This is a genomic window from Raineya orbicola, from assembly GCF_002843425.1.
Taxonomy (GTDB): domain Bacteria; phylum Bacteroidota; class Bacteroidia; order Cytophagales; family Thermonemataceae; genus Raineya; species Raineya orbicola.
On the sequence record NZ_NKXO01000009.1, the window covers coordinates 57,662 to 79,959 of the forward strand.

The following is a 22,298-nucleotide window of genomic DNA, read 5'->3' on the forward strand; positions in this document are numbered from 1 at the left end:
AAAATTGCTTTATTCCGCAACGCAACAATCTGACAAAGTTTTCGTTATATTGCCAAAAAACTTTGTCTATGTTGCGTTATTACATTTCAACTTTTTTGATTTCGGTTTCTCCAATGTTTGCTCAAAAAATATCTTACCCGCAAACAGCAAAAGTTAATCAGATTGATGAATATTTTGGGGTAAAAGTAGCTGACCCTTACCGCTGGTTAGAAGTTTCCGACTCGGCGGCGGTTAAAGAATGGATAAAAGCTCAAAATGCTGTAACTTTTGATTATCTTTCTCAAATACCTTATCGTAATCAAATTCGCAAGCGTTTGCAAGAAGTTTGGAATTATCCGAAAATGGGTGTGCCTGTGAGCTATGGTGATTTTGAAATTATCCAAAAAAATGATGGTTTGCAAAATCAGTTTGTTTTTTACATCAAAAAAGGTACTCAGGAAGAGTTGCTATTAGACCCCAACAAAATGTCGGCAGAAGGGATAGTTTCTATCAATTCTTGGTCTGTATCTGAAAATAAGCGTTATTTTGCATATGCTTGGGCGAAAGGTGGTTCTGATTGGAACACTATTGAAATTATTGATTTGCAAACCAAACAAAAACTTTCCGAAAAATTAGAATGGGTGAAATTTTCAGGGATTGCTTGGTACAGAGATGGCTTTTTTTACAGCCGATACGATGCTCCCAAAGCAGGTAAAGAATATGAAGCCAAAAATGAGTTTCATAAATTGTATTATCACAAAATTGGTACTCCTCAAAGTCAAGACGAGTTAATTTTTGTGGACAGAAAAAACCCTTTGCAGAATGTTTCGGCTTCGGTAAGTGAAAAAAACGATTTGCTTTATGTGTTTTTACCCAAAGGCACCGCAGGAACAGCTATTTTATACAAAAAACTTACTTCTTTTGCAGACCTGAAACCCTTGATAGCTCATCAGGAGGCAGAAAATCAATTGATTACTACTTTGGATAATCACGCTGTCATACGCACTAACTATCAAGCACCACGTTACAGAGTAGTGGCAGTTCCTTTGGAAAATCCCGCCGTAGAGAATTGGAAAACACTCATTCCCGAGGCTGAAAATGTGCTTACAAGCGTGCGTTATATGAATGGCTATTTTATCGCTACTTATATGCAAGATGCCAGCCACAGAGTTTGGCTTTTTGATAAAAATGGCAAGAAAACAAATGAAATCAAACTACCTGCTTTGGGTACGGTAGCAGGTTTTACAGGGAAAGAGGAGGCGACTTTTACCTACTACACATTTAGCTCATTTTTGCAGGGAGGTAATATCTACAAATACGACTTCATTACGCATACTTCTACTTTGTATTTTGTTCCTAAAATTCCTTTCAAGGCTGAAAACTATGAAACCCGAGAAGTTTTTTATCCAAGCAAAGATGGTAAGAAAGTACATTTATTTATTACACACAAGAAAGGCTTGAAACGCAACGGCAAAAATCCTACTTATTTGTATGGTTATGGAGGATTTAACATTAGTATCAATCCGAGTTTTGATGTGCGTCTGATACCTTTTTTGGAAGCAGGGGGAGTATATGCTGTGGCAAACTTACGTGGTGGAAGTGAGTATGGCGAGGAGTGGCATTTGGACGGAGCCAGACTGAAAAAGCAAAATGTTTTTGATGATTTTATTGCCGCCGCTGAATTTTTAATTAAAGAAAAATACACTTCCTCTGAAAAGCTGGCTATTTCAGGTCGTAGCAATGGCGGTTTGTTGGTGGGTGCTTGTATGACCCAACGCCCTGACCTTTTTGCCGTAGCTTTGCCCGGTGTAGGGGTAATGGATATGCTTCGTTTTCATAAATTTACCATTGGTTGGGCTTGGGTGCCTGAATATGGCTCAGCAGAGCAAAGCAAAGAAGATTTTGAAAATCTTTACAAATACTCGCCTTTACATAATATCAAGCCTGCTTCTTATCCTGCGACGTTGGTTTATACAGCTGATAAAGATGATAGGGTAGTGCCTGCTCATTCTTTCAAGTTTATTGCCACTTTACAGGAGAAACAGAAGGGAGCAAAACCTACGCTTATACGTATAGACGTAGATGCAGGACACGGAGCAGGAAAGCCCATTAGCAAACAAATTGATGAATGGGCAGATATTTGGGCTTTTACGTTATGGAATCTGGGAATAAAAAAAATGTAGGGGGAAATTTCCCCCTATTTTTGCAAATTGTAGCAGGAAATTATCCACGAATATCTTGCTTTTCAGTTTTGGGTTCTTGCTTCAAATACGTGGGGCAAGTATAACGGCGAGTACAAGCGGAAGTAGCTAACAAAGCCACTAATGCAGTAAAAGCGAAAAAAAACTTTAATTTTTTCATATTTTTTGTTATTTGAGTGCTAAATTAGACAAATAATTTTCAAAAATCAAGCCAAAGCCAAAGTTTTTTCACGATATTTTACTTCAAGCTCGTGAATTTCAATAAGTGGCTTCAAAAATTCTTCTAAATCATACACACACATTTGGCTAGCGGCATCACAAAGGGCTTTAGCAGGCTCGGGGTGGGTTTCTATGAATACCCCATCAACTCCTGCCGCTACTCCTGCTCGGGCAATAGTAGGTAAAAATTCTCTTGCCCCGCCTTTGGGGTCGGCACTGGGTATGCCGTATTTGCGAATGGAGTGGGTAATATCAAACACCACAGGAAAACCTATTTGATTGAGATGATAGAAACTGCGAGGATCTACTACTAAATCGTTGTAGCCAAAAGTGTAGCCTCTTTCGGTGAGAATAATTTGGTCATTACCGCTATCAATGGCTTTTTGAGCAGGTTTTGCCATATTTTCGGGTGCGAGAAATTGCCCGTGTTTAATATTGATAACTTTTTGAGTTTTGGCAATTGCTACAATCAAATCGGTTTGCATACATAAATAAGCAGGTATTTGCAAAACATCAAGTACTTCTGCCGCCATTGGTACTTGCTCGGGATAATGCACATCAGAAAGCAATGGAAACCCAAATTCTTTTTTGATTTTGGCGAGCATTTCAAGTCCTTTTTCAATACGAGGACCGATATAATATTTCAAGGAACTGCGGTTATCCTTTTGATAAGAGGACTTAAATATTACAGGAATATGAAGCCTTTCGGAAATTTCTTTTAACATTTCGGCAGTTTTCATCATTGTCAGTTCGTCCTCAATTACGCAAGGTCCTGAAATGAGGAACAATTTTTCGCTACCACAAGCGATATTACCTACTTTTACAATTTTTTTTTGCATATTAAGCCAAGATAAATTTTTTACTTTTTTGTGGCAATTTCTTGCTTTTTACAAAAAAATCCAAAAGATTTGCGACAGATTTTTGAAAAAAAATATTTTTTTGTTTTGATTTTTTATTCTTTTGTGCAACTTTGCACCAAGAAGTTTAGCAAAATTTAAACCTTAAATGTAGTAACAAATGTTAAACCTTATGAAAAAGACCAAACTATTTTCTTTTTTGCTCGCTTGTTTGGTAGTGGGCAACCTGCAAGCTCAGGATAAATGGACAGTTGGTTTCCATTATTCTGCAATGGATTTTATTCTTCCCTATGCCCAGGAGAAAAAACCTTTTGAAACCAAAAACTGGAATGAGGGCGTAGGAGTTACTGTTGGCTACCGCATTAAGCCTTTGTTTGGTTTAACAGCCAATTACACTTTGAGTCGTATTGATAAGATTGTAGAAAATACCGTAGGTGGCACAGGTGACCTTTCTAACTTTTTGACTTTGAATGCACAAGTACATCCTCTTGGTAATAAAGAAGGTTTCTGGTTTGACCCACACGTATTTGTAGGCGGTGGTTTGCATAGAATAGCCGATATGAGCTATGGAACTGTTGGTGGAGGTTTAGGTTTGAATTTCTGGTTCAATGAAAGTGTAGCTCTAACGCTCAGAACAGCCTACAATGCTATGCCTCTTGCTCCCAAAGAAAATGAGTTTGGTGGTGTAGGTCCTAGAGCATACTGGATGCATAATGGAGGTTTGACTTTCAAACTTGGCAAACCCAAAGACGATGATGGCGATGGTGTTCCTGATAAAAAAGATAAATGCCCTGCTGAAGCAGGTAAAAAGGAACTTGGAGGTTGTCCTGATAGAGATAATGATGGCATTGCTGATGGTGAAGATGCTTGTCCTGATAATGCGGGTACTGCTGAATTCAAAGGTTGTCCTGATAAAGACGGGGATAAAATCATTGATAAAGATGATAAATGTCCTGATACTCCCGGTTTGGCTCAGTTCCAAGGCTGTCCTGATACTGACGGCGATGGACTACCTGACCCTGATGATGAATGTCCTACTGAAGCAGGAAAGGTAGAACTTAAAGGCTGCCCTGACAAGGATGGCGATGGTATCGCTGATAAAAATGACCGTTGTCCTGACCAAGCTGGTTTAGCTCAGTTCCAAGGCTGCCCTGATAGAGATGGTGATGGTGTTGCCGACCCTGACGATGCTTGTCCTGATGTTCCCGGTGTACCTGAAGAAAAAGGTTGTCCTAAAAAGAAAATTGAAGAGAAGGCTCTCCTTGCCATTGCTAAGCAAATCAACTTTGCGACAGGAAAGGCTACTATTCTAAAAAACTCTTTCCCTGTTCTTGACAATTTGGTAAATCTTTTGAAAGAATATAAAGATGCTAAAATTGCGGTAGAAGGACACACTGATAATGTAGGTAATAGAGCGGCGAATAAGAAGCTTTCACAACAACGAGCAGACGCTATCAAAGCATATCTTGTGAAGAAGGGAATTGATGCTAGTCGCATCCAAGCTATCGGTTATGGAGATGAAAGACCTGCTGATGGAAATACCGATATTAAGGCTGGCAACAAAACTCCTCAACAACGTGCTGCTAACCGTCGTGTAGAAATTAAGAATATAGACTAATTTCTAAAAAACTTTCCTAAAAAGCCTCTTGAAAAAGAGGCTTTTTTTATATCTTTAACCTCAAAATTTTGTTATTATGAGTAAAAAAGTTATTTTTTCTGAAAATGCTCCTGCTCCTATCGGTCCGTATAGTCAGGCAATTTTAGCGGGTAATTTACTTTTTATCTCAGGGCAAATTGCTCTAAAAGAAGGTGTTATGGTACAAGAAACTATCCAAGCTGAAACACACCAAGTAATGCGTAATATCCAGGCTATATTACAGGAAACAGGAATGGATTTTAGTAATGTGGTAAAAAGCACTATTTTTGTAAAAGACCTCAATAACTTTCAGGTTATCAATGAAGTGTATGGTTCTTATTTTGGTGAAAATCCGCCTGCACGCGAAACTGTGGAAGTGAGCCGTTTGCCCAAAGATGCTAATGTGGAAATTTCTTGTATTGCTTTGAAATTCTAATTTTTTAAGCGAAAATTTTTATATTGGCACAATTTTTATAGCTTTGCTATTGGTTTCACTCAAAATTTTATTTTTATGAAAAAGTTAGTTACACTGCTTGGGCTACTTTTAGTCGGCAATTATGTTTTGTCTCAATCGCTTGCCCCATATCAAAAGCAAATTACCTTGGAAAAAATCAATGTAGATGCTTGGGCGGCAGGCATTGAAAAGGGTACAGAGGACGATTTGAAAGATGCTTTTTCGGCATACGTGAAAAAAAACTTCAATTTGAAATCTAAAAAGAATGGCAGACACGGTTTAGTTGTACCCGAAGCCACTTTACCTCAAGTTACTACTCGCAGAGGAGATTTACACGTGCAATTTTCCAACGATACAGGTCGCCCTGAAATGGCTGTTGCCTTTATGATGGGCTATGATATTTACCTGAATGCACGCGAAAATCCTCAAGAAATGGAACGTTTCAAGGAATTTTTTACCACTTTCCTTTTCAATTATTACAAAGAATACTACGAAAAAATGATACGTGAAAAGGAAAAAATGCTCAAAGATTTGCGTAGCCAAATTGCTGATAACGAGAAAAAAGTTAAAAGCCTTCAAAGCGATATAGAAAAAACACAAAAAAAGATAGCCAAAGAATCTGACCAGCTCAAAAAGACAGAACTTGAAAATAAAAACGTAGTGGCTCGCCGCCAGATTGATGCTCTCAATGAAATGAACGCCAACAATAACAAACAAATTACCAATATTGAAAACGAAATCAATCAAATAAAAATGCAAATGGCAAACATTGGGAAATAATTTGTTTATTTGAAACCTTCTTACTTATTTTGCAATGTTCAAACCTAAACTGAAAAAATATGAAAAAATTATCGCTTTCCTTGTTATTTTTTGTCTTTACTTTTTCTGTTTTTGCCCAAGATGATACAGGATTCAAATTGGGTATGAAAGTGGGTTTGCCTATTGGTTTCAATAGTGTTAAATCTAATGAGAACGGATTTGAAGCCACTCCTAATGGTAGTTCTTTGCGTTTTACAATCGGTCCTATTGCTGATGTTGTCTGGACAGAGCGTTATGCTTTTACTATGGGATTGCTTTTTACTACCAAACAAGCTAATTATCAAGCCAGAGTCACAGGTTTGCCCGCAACCTTAGAGGAAAAATATGGCTTGCAATACATTCAATTGCCTGTGGGTTTGAAACTTTTTACTGATGAACTTTTTACTAATGGAAAAGGGTTTGTAAATTTCGGCGTACAGCCCGAAGTATTAGTAGGAAGTAAAAGAAAGTCAGGTAATTATGTTGATGGTCAAGGCAGGAGTGCCAGCTATATCACCAAATTTAGTCCATTGGATTTCGGTATGTTTGTTGGGGTGGGAGTTGAATATAAAATCGGAAATAATCCTATTTTCGCAGGTATCAATTATCAACGCTCGTTTATCAATGTCGTAAATAAAGAAGATAGTGGAACTGCTCCTGGGTTTTTATCTATCAAACAAAATCTCATTTCTTTCGAAGTGGGTGTAAAATTGTAATTTTCACTTTATACAAAACATAAAGGCTCTACTTTCATTAAGTAGAGCCTTCTTTTTTTGTTATTCAGCTAAATTTATTTCAACTTCTATCAAACCTTCTTTATGAGTGAAATGATGATTAGTTGGGGCTACTTTTTTGATAAGTTCAATAATAGCTATATTGGAAGGAAGCATTGAACCATACAATTTCTCTATACCATAACGTTGGGCTTCTGTAAAAAGCAAACGTAAAAGATATTTACCCAAACCTTTTCCTTGAAAATCATCACGTAAAACAATGGCAAATTCGGCTTTGTTGGTAGTTTCTCCTTCAAACATATAGCGAGCTACACCTACAAAATTTTCAATACCATTTTCGTAAGTGTAAGCGACGATAGCCAGTCCTTTGCCTTCTACTTTGCAAAGCATTTCGGCATATTCGTAAATTTTGCTTTCAGGCAAGCCTTCGGTAACCATCTGAAAACGCATATAGCGTGTTTCTTGCGAAAGATTATAGTAAAATTCTACCAAAGGAATAACATCGGCTTCGGTGAGCCTGCGGAAAAATATGCGTATATTTTCTCCAATTTTGTAAGAAGGAAAATATTGTCCAAGAATTTTCATAGCAGTAGGTTTGAGTTTCTAAACAAATCTACGCATAAAACTACAAAAAAGTTTGAAAGGATAGCAAAATTTGCTATCCTTTCTGATTATAGACTGAAATTCTTGTAATTCAGCAAGAGTAGTATTGTATTTCTTTGAGAAATTTACTTCAAATTCACTTTTACGCTTTCCTTGCCTGCGGTAGCACAATGAATTTGAATTTGTACTTCGCCTGTGCCTGCAATAATCCAAGAGATTTCCATTTTCTCGCCTGCTCCCAAAGGTTTGCGAATAACTTCTTTACGCTTACCTGAAATTATGTTTTGGTTTTTGTTGTGAATAAGTTCTACTTTTAATTTATCCACGTGGCGAGTTTTTTCGCCAAGTTCGCTATGAGTAGGCAGTAAGCCTTTATTATGAATATAGGCGGTAATGCGTGTAAGACCTCCCGAAAGGCTTTCGGTACGAACATTCGTAATTTGCAAAACAGGCATTTGCCACAAAAACTCTGTAAAAAACTTGCTATGTTTTTCAATAGCTTCTTTCAAGAAATTGGTAGGAGGGTTGTATTTAGCAAAAGGTACAATACCGCCGATTTCTGCTTTTTTATTTGGAAAATCAGGGTGATTGATAGGTTTCCAATCAATGAAAACATTGCTGATTTTGTTGGCTTCTGCCCAGCGTAAAAATCTTACTTCTTCATTATCAGTAGCATTTTTCTTGGCAGTATCTTTGGGTAAAGTCCAAACAGGAGTTCCGAAACTCAATCTACCATAATGGAAATAAGCCCAATCCGTAAAATTTCCGCCTTGTATAGGCATTGAAGGGTAGCCTTTGATACCTGATTTTTCATATAATTTGCTTACTTGCTCATTGGCTTTCACATCTTTTTCTTGCCAACCTGTAATGATTTTTTGGGTAGCTTTCATTTTATCAAATTTTACAGGTTCGGTGAGGTTATTAACCGCCCCAAACTGAAATACGGCATACACATTTTTGGCTTCATACAAGAAGTCCATTAAAGCTCTATTTTCGGGTTCGGAAGCGGCGTATTCCCCTGCTCCGTCTGTGAAAAAAGGGTAGTTGAAAGTAAAATTTTTATTCAGAATAATACCTCCTTCGCCATCTTCATTCCATTTGCCGTCTTTGTCGTTATCAATACCTTCGGAAATAACCATATAAGCACCTCTTTCCCCTTTGTTGGCATCGGCTTTCACCATAATACGGGCATCATCTTTATGAGGCTTATATTCGCCTGTGGCATCTTCAATGCGAATAAGGGTAATGTAGCCGTCATTATTCAAATCTTCAAAGGCATCTTCATTGAGCTTGCCATCGCGGTCGTTATCCGAGTTGCTTGCATTGTAGTTTCGTTCATATTTTACTTTTGCAAAAGCTTGCTCGTAAGCATCAGGGTTGAGGCAAGGTATGATGTAAATGGTTTTTTGCTCTAAAATCTTCTGCACGCTGTCTTTGGAACTATTTTGCAAAAGATTTTCAGCTATTTGCAAGCTACTCTCTACACCTGCCAAATGAAAAGCATCTACACCCGCAACAATGCAAATAGCAGGTTTTTCTTCCGTTTTTCCGCCTTTGGTAAGTGAAAGAAGCCAAATTTCTTTTCCCTGAACACTTTTCCCAATAGCTTTGAGCTGTGCCAAATTGCTGTTTCGGGAAGCTAATTGTTTGAGTGAATTGGAAAGTTGAGAGAAGTTTTTGTAGTCGTTCTGGGCTTTTAGTGAATAATGTACCCAAAAAAACAATAGTAGAAAAGTAAATTTCTGCATACAGATTTATGGTTTAATGTTTTGGGATAAAAACGTAAAACAGGGCAAAATTATTTCGCAAACTATGCGAATTTGTGTGCTTTTTACAAAATTAAATAAAGGTTAAATTTTTGAACTAAAAGTTAAAAATAAAGTCTCAATTTTCTTGTATTGATAAAAATTTCTTAATAAAGCATTAAGCCACAAATAACAAGAGGGCTTTACTTTTGCACCAAAATTAAATCAATCAGCTTTTATGAGGTACTTTTCACTATTGTTGTTATTTTTTATTTTTTCTTTTCAAGTTTTTGCCCAAAACACAGGCACTATCAAGGGACAAATCAAAGATGAAACCGAACAGGAAGCAGTAATTGGTGCAAGTGTATTTTTGAAAGGAACTTCAATGGGTAGCACCACAGATGTAGATGGTAATTTTCAGATAAACAATGTTCCCGAAGGTACTTACACGCTTGTAATTACTTATGTAGGCTACGATACCAAAGAAATCCCCGATTTGAAAGTAGAGGTAGGAAAAATTTTACTCATCAATACATCTATTGTGCCAGAAAACCAAGCTATTGGGCAAATTGAGGTAGTAGGAAAAAGAGAAACAGGAACAACCATTGCCGTAATTGCAGAAATTAAAGAAGCTGAACAAGTTGCCGTAGGAATAGGTTCAGAGCAAATACAAAAAACCCAAGACCGCGATGCCGCCCAAGTGCTTCGCCGTATTCCGGGAGTTTCTTTGCAAGAAAATCGCTTTGCGATTATTCGTGGCTTGCCCCAACGCTATAATGCCGTAATGATTAACGACATCTATGCTCCTTCCACCGAAGTAGATACACGTGCCTTTTCCTTTGACCTCGTTCCCAGCAATATGATTGATAGAGTTTTAATTTTCAAATCAGGGGCAGGGGAGTTGCCCGGTGATTTTGCAGGCGGGGCTGTGAAAATTTATACAAAAACCGCCCCCGAAGAAAATTTTACGAATATCAGTATTGGTTACGGATTTAGAACTAATACAACGCTGGAAGAAGTTCAAGATTACCAAGGCAGTAAAACGGATTTTTTAGGCTTTGATAATGGATTAAGACGCTTGCCCACCAATTTCCCAAGTTTTATCAGCAATTCTCTTTCACCTGCCGAAAGAGCAAAACTTGCTCACGGCTTAACTTCTGATTTAGGTTTCGCCACGAAAAGAATATTGCCCGATGTACGTTTGTCGTACAATATGGGACGCCGTTTCAGAGTTGGAAGCTGGCAAGTGGCAAATCTGACGGCTATCAACTATGGTAATACACATCAATACTATGATGCAGAATTTAACAACTTCTTACTTGTTCAACCCTTTCCACCTCCCAAATCTGCTTCTTTCGTGGATGCCACTTATACGAATTTTTATCGTTTGGGTGTTTTGCATAATTGGTCTTTTGTAAAAAATGCTGATAATCGCATAGAACTTAAAACCTTGTTCAATCAGCAAAGTTTCAAGCAGTCTCTTATTCGTAGAGGAGGGGATATTATCAATACCGTGGATAATGAAAATTACTCACAACGTTTTGAGCAAAAAAGTTTCTTTGGAAGTCAGTTAGTTGGTAAGCACAATATTGGTGTGAAAACAAATTTTACTTGGGTAGCAGGGTTCAATTATACGAACAAAAGCGAACCAGATTGGCGTAGATTTGTAACTAACCGCAGAACAGGAGCTACCTTACCCGATGGTTCGCCTGTACCTTTTCAACTTTCTATACCTGGGTCAGGAAATTTGTTTGACGGACGCTATTTCTCAAAGCTCAACGAATTTGCTTATTCCACCAGTGTAGCTTTTGAGCGTAAGCTCAATGAAAATACCGAAGAGAAACTGACACCCAAAATCCGTTTTGGTCTTTATACAGAGCTAAAAAATCGTGATTTTAAGGCTCGTTATTTCAGTTATTTAGTTTCTCCTACCGCTGACCCCGCTAACATACAAGCTATTAAAGAGCAACCGCTTTCGCAGATTTTTCGTCCTGAAAATGTTGATGGTATCAACGGACTTACTTTTGTAGAAGGAACAAGTTCAGTAGATTCTTATGATGCAAGCAATCTATTAGCCGCTCCTTATGCGAGTGCTTATATTCCTTTCAAAAAATTTAGTATCACGCCCGGAGTACGTTTAGAGTATAATATTCAGGAAATCAATACACTCAATCTATCAGGTACTCCCGAAGGTGCAAGAAACCCTATTTTGAGTATTCTGCCTTCTTTGAATATGACTTACAATCTTACCGATAAAAGTTTGGTACGCTTGGCATATTATCGCAGTGTAAATCGTCCTGAATTCAGAGAACTTGCTCCTTTCATTTTTTATGACTTCAATCTTAACGCAAGTATCACAGGAAATTCTCGCCTAAAAAATGCAACTATTGATAATGCTGATTTGCGTTGGGAATATTACCCTTCTGCTTCTGAGCTAATTTCCTTGGGAGCTTTCTACAAAAACTTTGCCAACCCCATTGAAAACTATTTACAAAATAACACGGGTGGAGCGGGAACAAACAACTTCGCTTATTCTTTTGGAAACGCCGTACAAGCTCAGGCTTATGGGGTAGAAGCAGAAGTAAGAAAGCAATTCTATGGCTCATCAAGTAAATTTTTTCAGAATTTGGGCGTGGTTGCCAATGCTTCTTATCTGATAAGCAAGGTGAATGTAGGAAGGCAAGTGGATTTGGGTCCGAGTGTAGGGGTAGTAGATGTAGATGCTCCTGAAAATCGTACGCTTGTGGGGCAGTCGCCATACCTTGTGAATTTTGGCTTGTATTACAATGATGAAGACAAAGGTTGGCAAATCAATGCTCTTTACAATGTGGCTGGTCCTCGCTTGTTTTTGGTGGGCAATTTCAATACACCCAGTTTTTACGAAAATCAAAGACATATCATAGACCTGAATATTGCCAAAACCTTTGCTGAAAAATTTGAGCTTCGTTTTACGATGCAAGATATTTTGAATCAAAAATTTAGAATAGTGCAAGATGCCAATTTGAATGCTAAAATTGATGGTGAAGACGGGGATATTAAGGCGTTCAGACCGGGTAGCAACTACTTTTTCATTTTTACCTATAAATTTTAGTCCTAAAACCCTAAACCCAACAAAATGATGAAAACGCTGTTTTACTATGTTCTGGCTGTGGCTGTTTTAACTTTTACAGCTTGCAACAACAAAAAAGATGAAGGTCCTACCGTGCAAAAAACCCCTGATGGAAAAATTATTGTACAGGGAGAGATTAAAGGAGAGGTAACTTGGAAATCTACTGAAAAGTACCTACTCAAAGGTTTCGTATATGTTACAGAAGGTTCTACGCTTACGATTGAGCCAGGTACGGTAATTTTTGGAGATAAAGATAGCAAGGGAACACTTGTAGTGGAAAAAGGCGGTAAAATTTTTGCAGAAGGTAGAGCAGATGCTCCTATTGTGTTCACTTCTAACCTTCCTGCGGGTTCTCGTGGTTATGGCGATTGGGGCGGTGTTGTGATTGCGGGCAATGCTCCTACCAACCAAGTGGGTGCTTCTATGGAAGGGGGTATTCGTGGTACTTTCGGCGGTAGCGATCCTAATGATAATTCTGGTGTTTTGAAATATGTACGTATTGAGTTTGCAGGTATTGCTTTCCAACCCGATAAAGAAATCAATGGACTTACTTTGTATGGGGTGGGTAGAGGTACAAAAATTGATTATATTCAAGTTTCTTATTGTGGCGATGACTCTTACGAGTGGTTTGGAGGAAACGTAGATAGTAAATATTTGGTAGCTTTCAGAGGTTGGGACGATGAGTTTGATACTGACTGGGGCTTTACTGGTAAAATTCAGTTTGGGCTTTCTATTCGTGATAGAAATTTCGCAGATAAATCTACTTCTAATGGCTTTGAGTCAGATAATTTTGACCCAGGCTCTCCCGGTAACCCTCCTTTTACTGCACCTGTTTTTGCTAATATCACTTGCTTCCTTGCAGATACGGCTGCTGTTATTCCTAATCCGGGTTTAGGTTCAGGTTCTTTTGGTAGGGGTATGCACTTGCGTAGAAATACGCGAACAAGCGTATTCAATTCTGTGTTTGTTGGTTTCCCTGAAGGTTTGCGTCTGGATGGTAATGCCACTTGGGCAAATGTTCAGAGCAATGAGTTGCAAATGGCGGGTGTAGTAGTAGCTGGCTGGACAGGAGGTTCAGGTAATTATGCTCGTTCTGCTAATCCTACAGGTGAAACACCTAATTTCACTACCACTGATGTACAGAATTGGTACAATCTTACCAATGCCCGTATGAACACTGCTGATTTAAGACTTGGTAATATTGGTTCTTTGAACAATCCTCAACGTATTCCTAACGCTGGCTCACCTTTGCTCTCGGGAGCTGTTTGGACAGGGAAAGCAAACGATGCCTTCTTTGAAAAAGTAAACTTCCGTGGTGCCTTCGGTAGCAATGATTGGACACAAGGCTGGACCAACTTTAACCCTCAATCTACAAATTACTAAAAAATCGGCTTTACTTGAAATGGTTTTAGGCGTTGAGATTTTCTCAACGCTTTTCTTTTTATAATAAAAATATTCCTTTTGTTTTCACGAAATATTATTCGTACCTTTGCACTCAAAAATTAAAATCCCAAAAAAATGACACATTCACAAGAACGTTTGCCTTACAAAGTAAAGGATATGAGCCTTGCGGCTTGGGGTAGAAAAGAAATTCAGCTTGCAGAAGCCGAAATGCCCGGACTGATGGCTTTGCGTAAAGAATTTGGCGAAAGCAAACCCCTCAAAGGTGCAAGAATTGCAGGCTGTTTGCATATGACTATCCAAACCGCTGTACTTATTGAAACACTTGTAGAACTGGGTGCCGAGGTTTCTTGGTCTTCTTGTAATATTTTTTCTACCCAAGACCACGCCGCCGCCGCCATTGCCGCCGCGGGAATACCCGTTTTTGCTTGGAAAGGTATGACAGAAGAAGAGTACGAGTGGTGCATTGAGCAAACGCTTTTTGCTTTTCCCAATGGCGAACCTTTGAATATGATTCTTGATGATGGTGGCGATTTGACTAATATGGTATTAGACCGCTATCCTCATTTGGTAAAAGGTATCAAAGGTATTTCCGAAGAAACTACCACAGGGGTTCATCGTCTTTACGAGCGTATGCGTAAAGGAACTTTGCCTATTCCTGCTATCAATGTAAATGACTCAGTTACTAAGTCTAAATTTGATAACAAATACGGCTGTCGTGAGTCTTTGGTTGATGCCATTCGCCGTGCTACTGATGTGATGCTTGCTGGGAAAGTTGCCGTAGTAGCGGGTTATGGCGATGTAGGTAAAGGTTCTGCTCAATCGCTTAGCTCACAAGGCGTAAGAGTAATTGTAACAGAAATTGACCCTATCTGTGCATTACAAGCCTGTATGGACGGCTATCAAGTGCTGAAAATGGATAATGCCATTCCACAAGCGGATATTGTTGTTACTGCCACAGGAAACTGCAAAATTGTTACAGAACGCCATTTCCGAATGATGAAAGATAAAACCATCGTTTGCAATATTGGACACTTTGATAATGAAATTGATGTAGCTTGGCTCAATAAAAATTACGGGCATACCAAAGATACTATCAAGCCACAGGTAGATAAATACACTATTGATGGCAAAGATATTATCTTGCTCGCCGAAGGTCGTTTGGTAAATTTGGGTTGTGCAATGGGACATCCTTCTTTTGTGATGTCTAACTCATTCACCAACCAAACTCTTGCTCAAATAGAGTTGTGGCAGAATTCAGATAAGTATGAAAACAAAGTGTACGTACTGCCCAAACATCTTGATGAGAAAGTAGCTCGCCTACATCTTGCTAAACTCGGAGCCGAACTTGATGAACTCACAGAGGAACAAGCCGAATATATCGGTGTTAGCAAGAATGGTCCTTTCAAAGCAGAGCATTATCGTTATTAGAATTTTGTAGAATTCTTTTTGCATTACCTTCTTACAAAAGCCTACAATATTTGTGGGCTTTTTATTATATTTGCGTATGACTGCACAAGAAAAATTTAAGACGGTATTGGAGAAAAATACTTTCTACTTCTACAATGCTACTTTTCAAGAAAAGTATGAAAGCTACATTAACGCTTTGAATGAAACACTGCTTGTGTTGAAAAATCATATAGAAACTCAAGGTTTGAAAAAGGAAATTTTTGAAAATTTATTACTTGAAAAGGAAAATGGCTTAAGAGCATTGTTGGCACTTACAGGATTTGCAAACGAGAGCTTAAAAAGAATTATTACCATAGTTAGGGTTTCACAAAATAAAGAACTTTCAAAACTTCTGTATAAAGACAAATGGTGTGAAAATGAAAGCATAGATTCTGTTAGAGAATGGGGGGATAGTAAAATTGAAAAACTTATCAAAAACAATGCTTTTTTTAGAAAAGGAATTGTCAATCTTTTTTTCGAGGGGGCTACAATACCTTTTCTGTCTCAAACTTTGCCACTGTTTGAATTGAAAAAGTTGTCTATCTCAAAACTTAAATTTGAAATCTCTGCTCTTGTTGATACATTAGTTCGTTACAAAGAAAAGGGAAGTTATGCAGGGCAAACTGAAAATAACCCTGAGTTTTTGATAAAGACACTTTTGGAAGAGCAGGATATTCCTTTTGAAAAAGGAGATTTACAAGAACTTTTCAAAAATCGGTTTAACGAAAAAAGAACTATGGATTTTTTATTACCCAGTAAAGAAAATCCACAAATAATCATAGAATGTTCTTTTTTAGTTACGACTTCGTCGGGACAAGGAGATAAATCTAAAACAGAAGTTAATATCAGAAAAATGATAAATGAATTCTATCCTGAAGCTAAATTTATTGGTTTTATTGATGGGATAGGGTGGTATGTTCGCCAGAGCGACCTTAAACGAATGATAGAGGCTTTTGATGATGTTTTTACCTTTCATAAAGAGGAGGTTGAAAGATTCAAAAAATATGTAAAGTCTAATTTAAAATGGAAACAAAATTCTTGAATAAAATTCATCAGGGTGATTGTTTAGAGTGGCTTAAACAGATTCCTGATAATGCGGTGGATATGACTTTTGCAGATCCTCCTTTCAATCTCAAAAAAGAATATAATTCTTACAAGGATAGTCTGAATTTGCAAGAATATTTAGAATGGTGTGAGCTTTGGATTACTGAAATGGTACGTATTACCAAGCCAACAGGTTCTATTTTTGTCCATAACATTCCCAAATGGCTTACTTACTTTGCAGGAATTCTGAATAAAATAGCAGATTTCAAGCATTGGATTGCTTGGGACGCTCCTACTGCTCCTATGGGCAAGACTTTACAGCCCAATCACTATGGAATTTTATTTTATGCTAAAAATGCTAAACAACTTAAATTTTATGAAGTTCGGTATCCACATAAAAGAGATAGAAAAACTACTTATTTATCCAAAGATTATGGTGGCAAAAAAGCAGGATTACATCCTTTTGGTTCATTAGTTTCTGATATATGGACTGATATTCATAGAGTAAAACACAATAAATATAGAGACCAGCACCCTTGTCAGTTACCAGTTCATCTTTTAGAAAGATTAATTTTAATGACTACTGATGAAAATGATATTGTGTTAGATCCTTTCTGTGGAACAGGCACTACTGCCATTGCGGCTAAAAGATTGGGTAGGCAGTTCATTGGATTTGAACTTGACGACAAGTACGCTACTATTGCACAAAGCAAGGTAAATCAAGAAAAAGCTAACTCTAAATTGGGAAATATTTGGGTTAGCTTTTACTTAGAAAACGTTGTTACTATTCGTGATTGCGACTGGGAGCAGTTAAAAGAGTTTTTTTTCATTCCAACTAAAATAGAGGATATTGATCATACTCCCATAGTTTTGAAATCAAAGGTAACTATTTCTAATCCGATTAGAAATGAATTTCTAAAAAATCAAGAAAAATTACAGCTGTTCTGATAAAACAAAACAATCGTGCTTACCAACGAATTTATAGCTGAAAAGTTAAACTTTTTTGCCACATTGCTTGAACTGCACGGCGAAAATGAGTTCAAAGTGCGGTCTTATCATTCTGCTGTTTTCAAAATTGAAAAAATTGCGGATAATTTAGCGTCTATTCCAAAAGATAGCATTATCAGGCTTTTGGGTAAAAATATTGGCGAAAAAGTATGGGAAATTATACAAACACAAACCTTTCAAGAACTTGAAAACTTGCTTACTCAAACTCCGCAGGGTCTTTTGAAAATCTTAAAAATCAAAGGATTAGGGGCAAAGCGAGTGCGTACTCTTTGGCAAGAGGCAGGTATTACTACTCCAGAAGCACTCTTTAAGGCTTGCGAAAAGGATAAAATCTCGCAAATCAAAGGATTCGGCGAAAAAATGCAGGAAACCATCAAAAATGGACTACTATTCATTCAACTAAACGCCGAAAAATTGCTCTATGCCGAAACTTTACCTATTCAAGAGGCTTTACAAAATTATTTACAGGCAAATTCGGCTATAAAGCGATTTCAGGTAGTAGGGGAGTTTAGGAGGGCTTTGGAAGTAATTCAGACACTTACTTTTGTAGTAGAATGTGAGCAAAATTTTCATCAGTATTTCAATGATTATCCTTTATTAGAGCCTAATCCTGAAAAATCGGGCGTTTTTGTATGGCGTGGCAAAGTGAAAAATACACCTTTGAAAGTGGAGTTTTACCAAGCAAATGAAAATAATTTCACGAAATTGATTTTTCAGCTTTCTGCAAGCGAAAAACATCTTTCTTACAAGTTTGATAATCAAACTCTTTTAGAAATTTCACAAAATAATATTTGGCAAAGTGAAAAAGATATTTATTTGCAAGCAAATTTGCCTTACTTGCCCGCTGAAATTCGTGAAGGAGTATTTGAGTTTGCTTATGCTCAAACGCCTCTGCTGATAAAAACTGAAGATTTGAAAGGAACACTACACGCACATTCTACATATAGCGACGGCAAGCATACCCTTGCAGAAATGGCAAAAGCCGCAGAGAGCTTGGGTTTTGAATATTTAGGCATTACTGACCATTCGCAGTCGGCGTATTATGCAGGAGGACTTTCGGTGCAAAAAATTGCACAACAACACCAAGAAATTGAAATGCTCAACCGCCAAAATCCTCATTTTAAGATTTTCAAGGGTATTGAAAGTGATATTTTGGGAAATGGGGATTTAGACTATGATACTGAAATTCTAAAAACTTTTGACTTTGTCGTAGCTTCTATTCATAGTAATTTGAATATGAGTGAGGCGAAGGCTACCGAAAGGCTTATCCGAGCCATTGAAAACCCTTATACAACAATTATCGGACACCCTACGGGTAGGTTATTGCTTCGTAGAAAGGGTTATCCGCTTAATATGCCTAAAATTATTGATGCCTGTGTGGCAAATGGTGTAGCTCTTGAAATTAACGCTCACCCTATTCGCTTGGATTTGGAGTGGTATTGGGTGCATAAAGCAATAGAAAAGGGCGTAAAGATTAGCATCAATGCAGATGCTCACGACATAGAGGGCTATCAATATCATCAGTTTGGGGTGTTGGTGGCTCGCAAAGCAGGACTTACTGCCGAAATGTGTCTCAATTGTATGAATAAAGCAGAAATAGAGGATTTTTTTAAGAGAAAAAAATAAATGATTTTGGAGTTTAAGCCTTTAAGAGACTTTATTTCTCATTTTTTTATCTGACATCAATTACCTATAATCCTGTTTGCCGCTTTTTGCTTCCTCTTTTTTTTAATAAATTAGACCTAAATAATTAGAAAAACCTTTTATTTTGAACATATTTTCTAAAAAAATGCGTATTTTGGTGCGTAATATCTTGGATTTTCTATGAAGCCCGCCGTTTTTTTTCCCTACGGATTAAGCAATTTTCCCCAAGTAGTAAGCGAGTACATATATGTAGATAAGACTTCTTACATAGAACTATTGGAAACAATGCGAGAACGTTTTTTAGTGTATTTGCGTCCTCGCCGTTTTGGGAAAAGTTTGTTTGTTTCGCTTTTGGAGCATTATTACGATATAAACCGAAAAGCAGATTTTCAGAAATTATTTGCTAATTATTATATTGGGAAAAATCCTACATCAAAGGCAAATAGCTATCGGATATTACTTTTCAATTTTAGTGCCATAGATACGCGTACTGAGGAAAGCACTTATCAAGATTTTTTGAACTCAATTATTACACACATTGAAGGTTTTTGTTTGAAGTATAAAGTATTGAGTGAAAGGCAAGAAAGAGAAATATTTATTCAAAAAACGCCTGAAATGGTATTAAGAAAGTTTTTTGAGTATTATCTGCAAAGTTCTGTAAAAGAGCCTATCTATTTACTCATAGACGAATACGACCACTTTACGAATGAAATACTTGCCCGCAGTATTCAGGAGTTTAAGGAAACGGTATCTTTGAACGGTTATGTACGAAAATTTTACGAAGCTATCAAAAATGCCACACAACAGGGCATTGTAGATAGGTTTTTTATTACAGGAGTTTCGCCGATTACAATGGATAGCCTGACGAGTGGTTTTAATATTGTTAAGCACCTAACTCATCACAAAAATTTTGAGGCAATGATGGGTTTTTCGGAAGCAGAGGTACGAGAACTATTGAATTTAGTGCTGAACGATAAAAGCCGAGAGGATCAAATAATGCAAGATTTACGGGATTATTACAATGGCTATCGTTTTTACCCATTGAGCGAGCAGAATATTTACAATTCGGATATGGTGCTGTATTTTCTCGACCATTTCAAGCACGAGCAAACTTATCCACGTCAGATGTTAGACCCGAACATAGCTCCCGATTATGGTAAGCTCAAACAGATGTTCCAAGTAGCGAATTTGCAAGCAAACTTGCAGGTTTTGGAGGAGGTTTTAGAAAAAGGTAGTGTAGAAAGCGAACAGATATATCAGTTTCATTTTGAAAAAGATTTTGGCAAGAAAGAATTTGTGAATTTTCTGTTTTACTTGGGGAATTTGACGATTAAAGAAACCTTGCCAAGTGGGTTTATCTCTTTCAAAGTCCCTAACAAAGTGATAGGAGACTTGTATTGGCAATATTATTCGGAGATTTTGCAGAATTACGGCGAGCTAAAAGGTTTGCAAGATGATACACAACAAGCACTTTCGGATATGGCAATTACGGGCAATTACGAAAAGTTTTTTACTCTGATAGAAAAGTTATTGCAAAATCTTTCCAATAGGGATTACATTCGTTTTGATGAGAAACACGTGAAAATGGTCTTTTTGGCGTATCTGATAAATGCAAATATTTTTTTGGTGCAGAGTGAGCGAGAAGTCGCAGGAGGGGGCTATGTAGATATAGAGTTATTTATTCGCCCTAATAATCCTTTTACGCATCATCAGTTTGCCATTGAATTGAAATATCTGAAAAAAGAGCAAGAGGCTTTGCTTGCAGAGACAATGCAAGAGGCAAAAGAGCAAATTCTAAACTATTACCGAAATGATACACTTTTACAAAGCAAAAAAATGCTTAATTTGCTGGCGGTAGTGACTGTAAAAGATAAGGTATTTGTAGAAAAATTAACTACTTCATAGATATTTTTACAGCGTATCAACTTGCAACTTCTTTTTGATATACAAAAAACGTTTTTGTGTTTTAGGTTCAAAAGAAACAAAGTTGAGACAAAAATCATCATTTACTTCCTGAATTTTTTGCTCAAAAAGTGAAAGAATTTCTTGTAAAATATGTTTATCACCTTTTTGTTCGTAATGCACTACTAATTTATAGAAAAATTCAACTATATCAGCATCTATATCCCTTAATTTTTTTGATTTTAGAAAACTTTTAATTTGGGGTAGAGCATATTCTGGATTGCTTTCAAAAACTGCTTTCAATAAAATGATAAAAGCTTCATTTGTGGTGGAGTATTTGTCAGCAATTAAAAAAACTTTATCTATTTCTTTGAGTGTTAGTGAATTTTTTTGATGCAAATACAATAAATAATTTGACGCATAACGCATTATCGGAAAAGCATCGCGTATTTGTTTGAGTATGCTTTCTTTCATCAAAGGGGTGTTTCTTGTACAAATCTGCTAGTAATAAATGAGCTTTTTGAGGTTTATTTTCATAGATAAGTTTTTTATGAAGCATTGATTGTGTAAATACATAGTCTCGTAAGCCATATTCTTTATTTTTGAAATTGGCGAAGCGGGCATAATATTGCTCCATAGCTTTCAAAAAAGGAACATACTCGGTATTGGGTGTAGCCTCATAAAAATAAAACTGACCTGCGGATGTTTTAGCAAACTCAGGAACAAGTGCTTGAAAAATAGCCTTATCCTGTGCTGCGGCAAACCAAAGGGTGCGTGCTAATGTATGTTCCCAAGTGGTATTATTTCTTTTCTTATCAATAGGAGTAGGTAATTCGCTAATGTATTCTAATACGGTATCAAAATGGTGGTTTTTGAGACAAATTTTTAGAAGAGAGGTTTCATCAATGATTTGGTTTATTGTAGGTTGAAATGTTTTCTTGGCGTAGAAATCATTTTCTACCTTGAACTTGTCCCAAGTAGCATACCCTACGTATTGGGAAAGAATATCAAGTGTAGAAGCTCTAAATTCAGATTGAACAGGGATAAGATTAAAAATTCTTTTAAGGGTAGTTTCGGAGATGTGTTCGCCAAGGGTATCTTCTATGCTTTGGCTCAATTTGGCAACTGCTGTGTAATTTGCTTTTTGATAATTGATTTTTTCCAGCAATTTTTCCTGCAGAAGTTGTAAAAATGCGGCATCTTGCATAGCTTATGTGTACTTTGCCTATGCAGCAATTCTAAAAATTTTTCCTTTCTAAATCAAATTTTTCCGAAAAAAATTTTCTCTGCAATCTTTTATCAATCTATTCAAAGTTTATTTTTTGTAAAAAATTGAAATACAGGACTTTATCAAAGAAACAAAAATTAAAAAATATTTGTATTTAAATCAATATGACCGCCAATTGAGGTATTTGGAAAAATAAAAAAATGGCATTTATTTAGGAAAATTTTCCAACGATTAACCTAAAAAAAATGCCAAATTTATTAGAAATCCTCCTGCTTTTACAAACAGAA

Annotated in this window: 18 protein-coding genes; 12 read left to right on the forward strand and 6 right to left on the reverse strand. The window is 37.0% G+C overall.

Annotation, left to right across the window (positions count from 1 at the left end; all coding sequences use genetic code 11):
- The first annotated feature begins 68 nt into the window (after window positions 1-68).
- Window positions 69-2,162 (forward strand): prolyl oligopeptidase family serine peptidase, encoded by a 2,094-nt coding sequence (locus Rain11_RS03850; protein WP_101358023.1) that lies wholly within the window; start codon window positions 69-71, stop codon window positions 2,160-2,162.
- A 40-nt stretch (window positions 2,163-2,202) separates the two neighbouring features.
- Here Rain11_RS03850 and Rain11_RS13870 read toward each other — a convergent pair whose 3' ends face one another.
- Complete coding sequence (locus tag Rain11_RS13870) at window positions 2,203-2,340, reverse strand: hypothetical protein (protein ID WP_165778072.1); 138 nt, start codon at window positions 2,338-2,340, stop codon at window positions 2,203-2,205.
- Window positions 2,341-2,386: 46 nt separating this feature from the next.
- Window positions 2,387-3,238 (reverse strand): 3-deoxy-8-phosphooctulonate synthase, encoded by an 852-nt coding sequence (kdsA, locus tag Rain11_RS03855; RefSeq protein WP_101358024.1) that lies wholly within the window; start codon window positions 3,236-3,238, stop codon window positions 2,387-2,389.
- Between the two features lie 190 nt (window positions 3,239-3,428).
- Between kdsA and Rain11_RS03860 the strand changes: the two genes are divergently transcribed.
- From Rain11_RS03860 to Rain11_RS03875, 4 genes are all read left to right on the forward strand, one after another.
- On the forward strand, window positions 3,429-4,874 hold the full coding sequence (locus Rain11_RS03860) for an OmpA family protein (protein ID WP_165778073.1): 1,446 nt from the start codon (window positions 3,429-3,431) through the stop codon (window positions 4,872-4,874).
- A gap of 76 nt (window positions 4,875-4,950) precedes the next feature.
- Window positions 4,951-5,328, forward strand: a complete 378-nt coding sequence (locus Rain11_RS03865; protein ID WP_101358026.1) for a RidA family protein — start codon at window positions 4,951-4,953, stop codon at window positions 5,326-5,328.
- A gap of 75 nt (window positions 5,329-5,403) precedes the next feature.
- A complete protein-coding gene (locus Rain11_RS03870; RefSeq protein WP_101358027.1) occupies window positions 5,404-6,126 on the forward strand; it encodes a hypothetical protein in 723 nt (240 codons plus the stop codon).
- 59 nt (window positions 6,127-6,185) lie between these two features.
- Complete coding sequence (locus Rain11_RS03875; RefSeq protein WP_101358028.1) at window positions 6,186-6,860, forward strand: porin family protein; 675 nt, start codon at window positions 6,186-6,188, stop codon at window positions 6,858-6,860.
- 60 nt (window positions 6,861-6,920) lie between these two features.
- Here the strand turns inward: Rain11_RS03875 and Rain11_RS03880 are convergent, their stop codons facing one another.
- On the reverse strand, window positions 6,921-7,463 hold the full coding sequence (locus Rain11_RS03880) for a GNAT family N-acetyltransferase (RefSeq protein ID WP_101358029.1): 543 nt from the start codon (window positions 7,461-7,463) through the stop codon (window positions 6,921-6,923).
- Between the two features lie 143 nt (window positions 7,464-7,606).
- A complete protein-coding gene (locus tag Rain11_RS03885; RefSeq protein ID WP_101358030.1) occupies window positions 7,607-9,229 on the reverse strand; it encodes a M14 family metallopeptidase in 1,623 nt (540 codons plus the stop codon).
- A 235-nt stretch (window positions 9,230-9,464) separates the two neighbouring features.
- Between Rain11_RS03885 and Rain11_RS03890 the strand changes: the two genes are divergently transcribed.
- From Rain11_RS03890 to Rain11_RS03920, 7 genes are all read left to right on the forward strand, one after another.
- Complete coding sequence (locus Rain11_RS03890; protein WP_101358031.1) at window positions 9,465-12,317, forward strand: TonB-dependent receptor; 2,853 nt, start codon at window positions 9,465-9,467, stop codon at window positions 12,315-12,317.
- 24 nt (window positions 12,318-12,341) lie between these two features.
- Complete coding sequence (locus Rain11_RS03895) at window positions 12,342-13,718, forward strand: T9SS C-terminal target domain-containing protein (protein WP_243390542.1); 1,377 nt, start codon at window positions 12,342-12,344, stop codon at window positions 13,716-13,718.
- A gap of 135 nt (window positions 13,719-13,853) precedes the next feature.
- Window positions 13,854-15,167, forward strand: a complete 1,314-nt coding sequence (ahcY, locus tag Rain11_RS03900) for an adenosylhomocysteinase (protein ID WP_101358033.1) — start codon at window positions 13,854-13,856, stop codon at window positions 15,165-15,167.
- A 175-nt stretch (window positions 15,168-15,342) separates the two neighbouring features.
- The gene (locus tag Rain11_RS13830) at window positions 15,343-16,227 is read left to right on the forward strand and encodes a DpnII family type II restriction endonuclease (protein WP_207764416.1); all 885 of its coding nucleotides are present in this window, start codon (window positions 15,343-15,345) and stop codon (window positions 16,225-16,227) included.
- A complete protein-coding gene (locus tag Rain11_RS03910) occupies window positions 16,209-17,177 on the forward strand; it encodes a DNA-methyltransferase (protein WP_101358034.1) in 969 nt (322 codons plus the stop codon). The genes Rain11_RS13830 and Rain11_RS03910 overlap by 19 nt, the downstream gene beginning before the upstream one ends.
- A 15-nt stretch (window positions 17,178-17,192) precedes the next feature.
- Window positions 17,193-18,863, forward strand: coding sequence for a PHP domain-containing protein (locus Rain11_RS03915; RefSeq protein ID WP_243390543.1), 1,671 nt, complete (start codon window positions 17,193-17,195; stop codon window positions 18,861-18,863).
- Window positions 18,864-19,061: 198 nt separating this feature from the next.
- On the forward strand, window positions 19,062-20,786 hold the full coding sequence (locus tag Rain11_RS03920) for an AAA family ATPase (RefSeq protein WP_101358035.1): 1,725 nt from the start codon (window positions 19,062-19,064) through the stop codon (window positions 20,784-20,786).
- Between the two features lie 6 nt (window positions 20,787-20,792).
- Here Rain11_RS03920 and Rain11_RS03925 read toward each other — a convergent pair whose 3' ends face one another.
- Window positions 20,793-21,182 (reverse strand): hypothetical protein, encoded by a 390-nt coding sequence (locus tag Rain11_RS03925; RefSeq protein ID WP_165778074.1) that lies wholly within the window; start codon window positions 21,180-21,182, stop codon window positions 20,793-20,795.
- The gene (locus Rain11_RS03930; protein WP_101358037.1) at window positions 21,142-21,990 is read right to left on the reverse strand and encodes a hypothetical protein; all 849 of its coding nucleotides are present in this window, start codon (window positions 21,988-21,990) and stop codon (window positions 21,142-21,144) included. Before Rain11_RS03930 ends, Rain11_RS03925 begins: the two co-directional genes overlap by 41 nt.
- Window positions 21,991-22,298 lie beyond the last annotated feature (308 nt).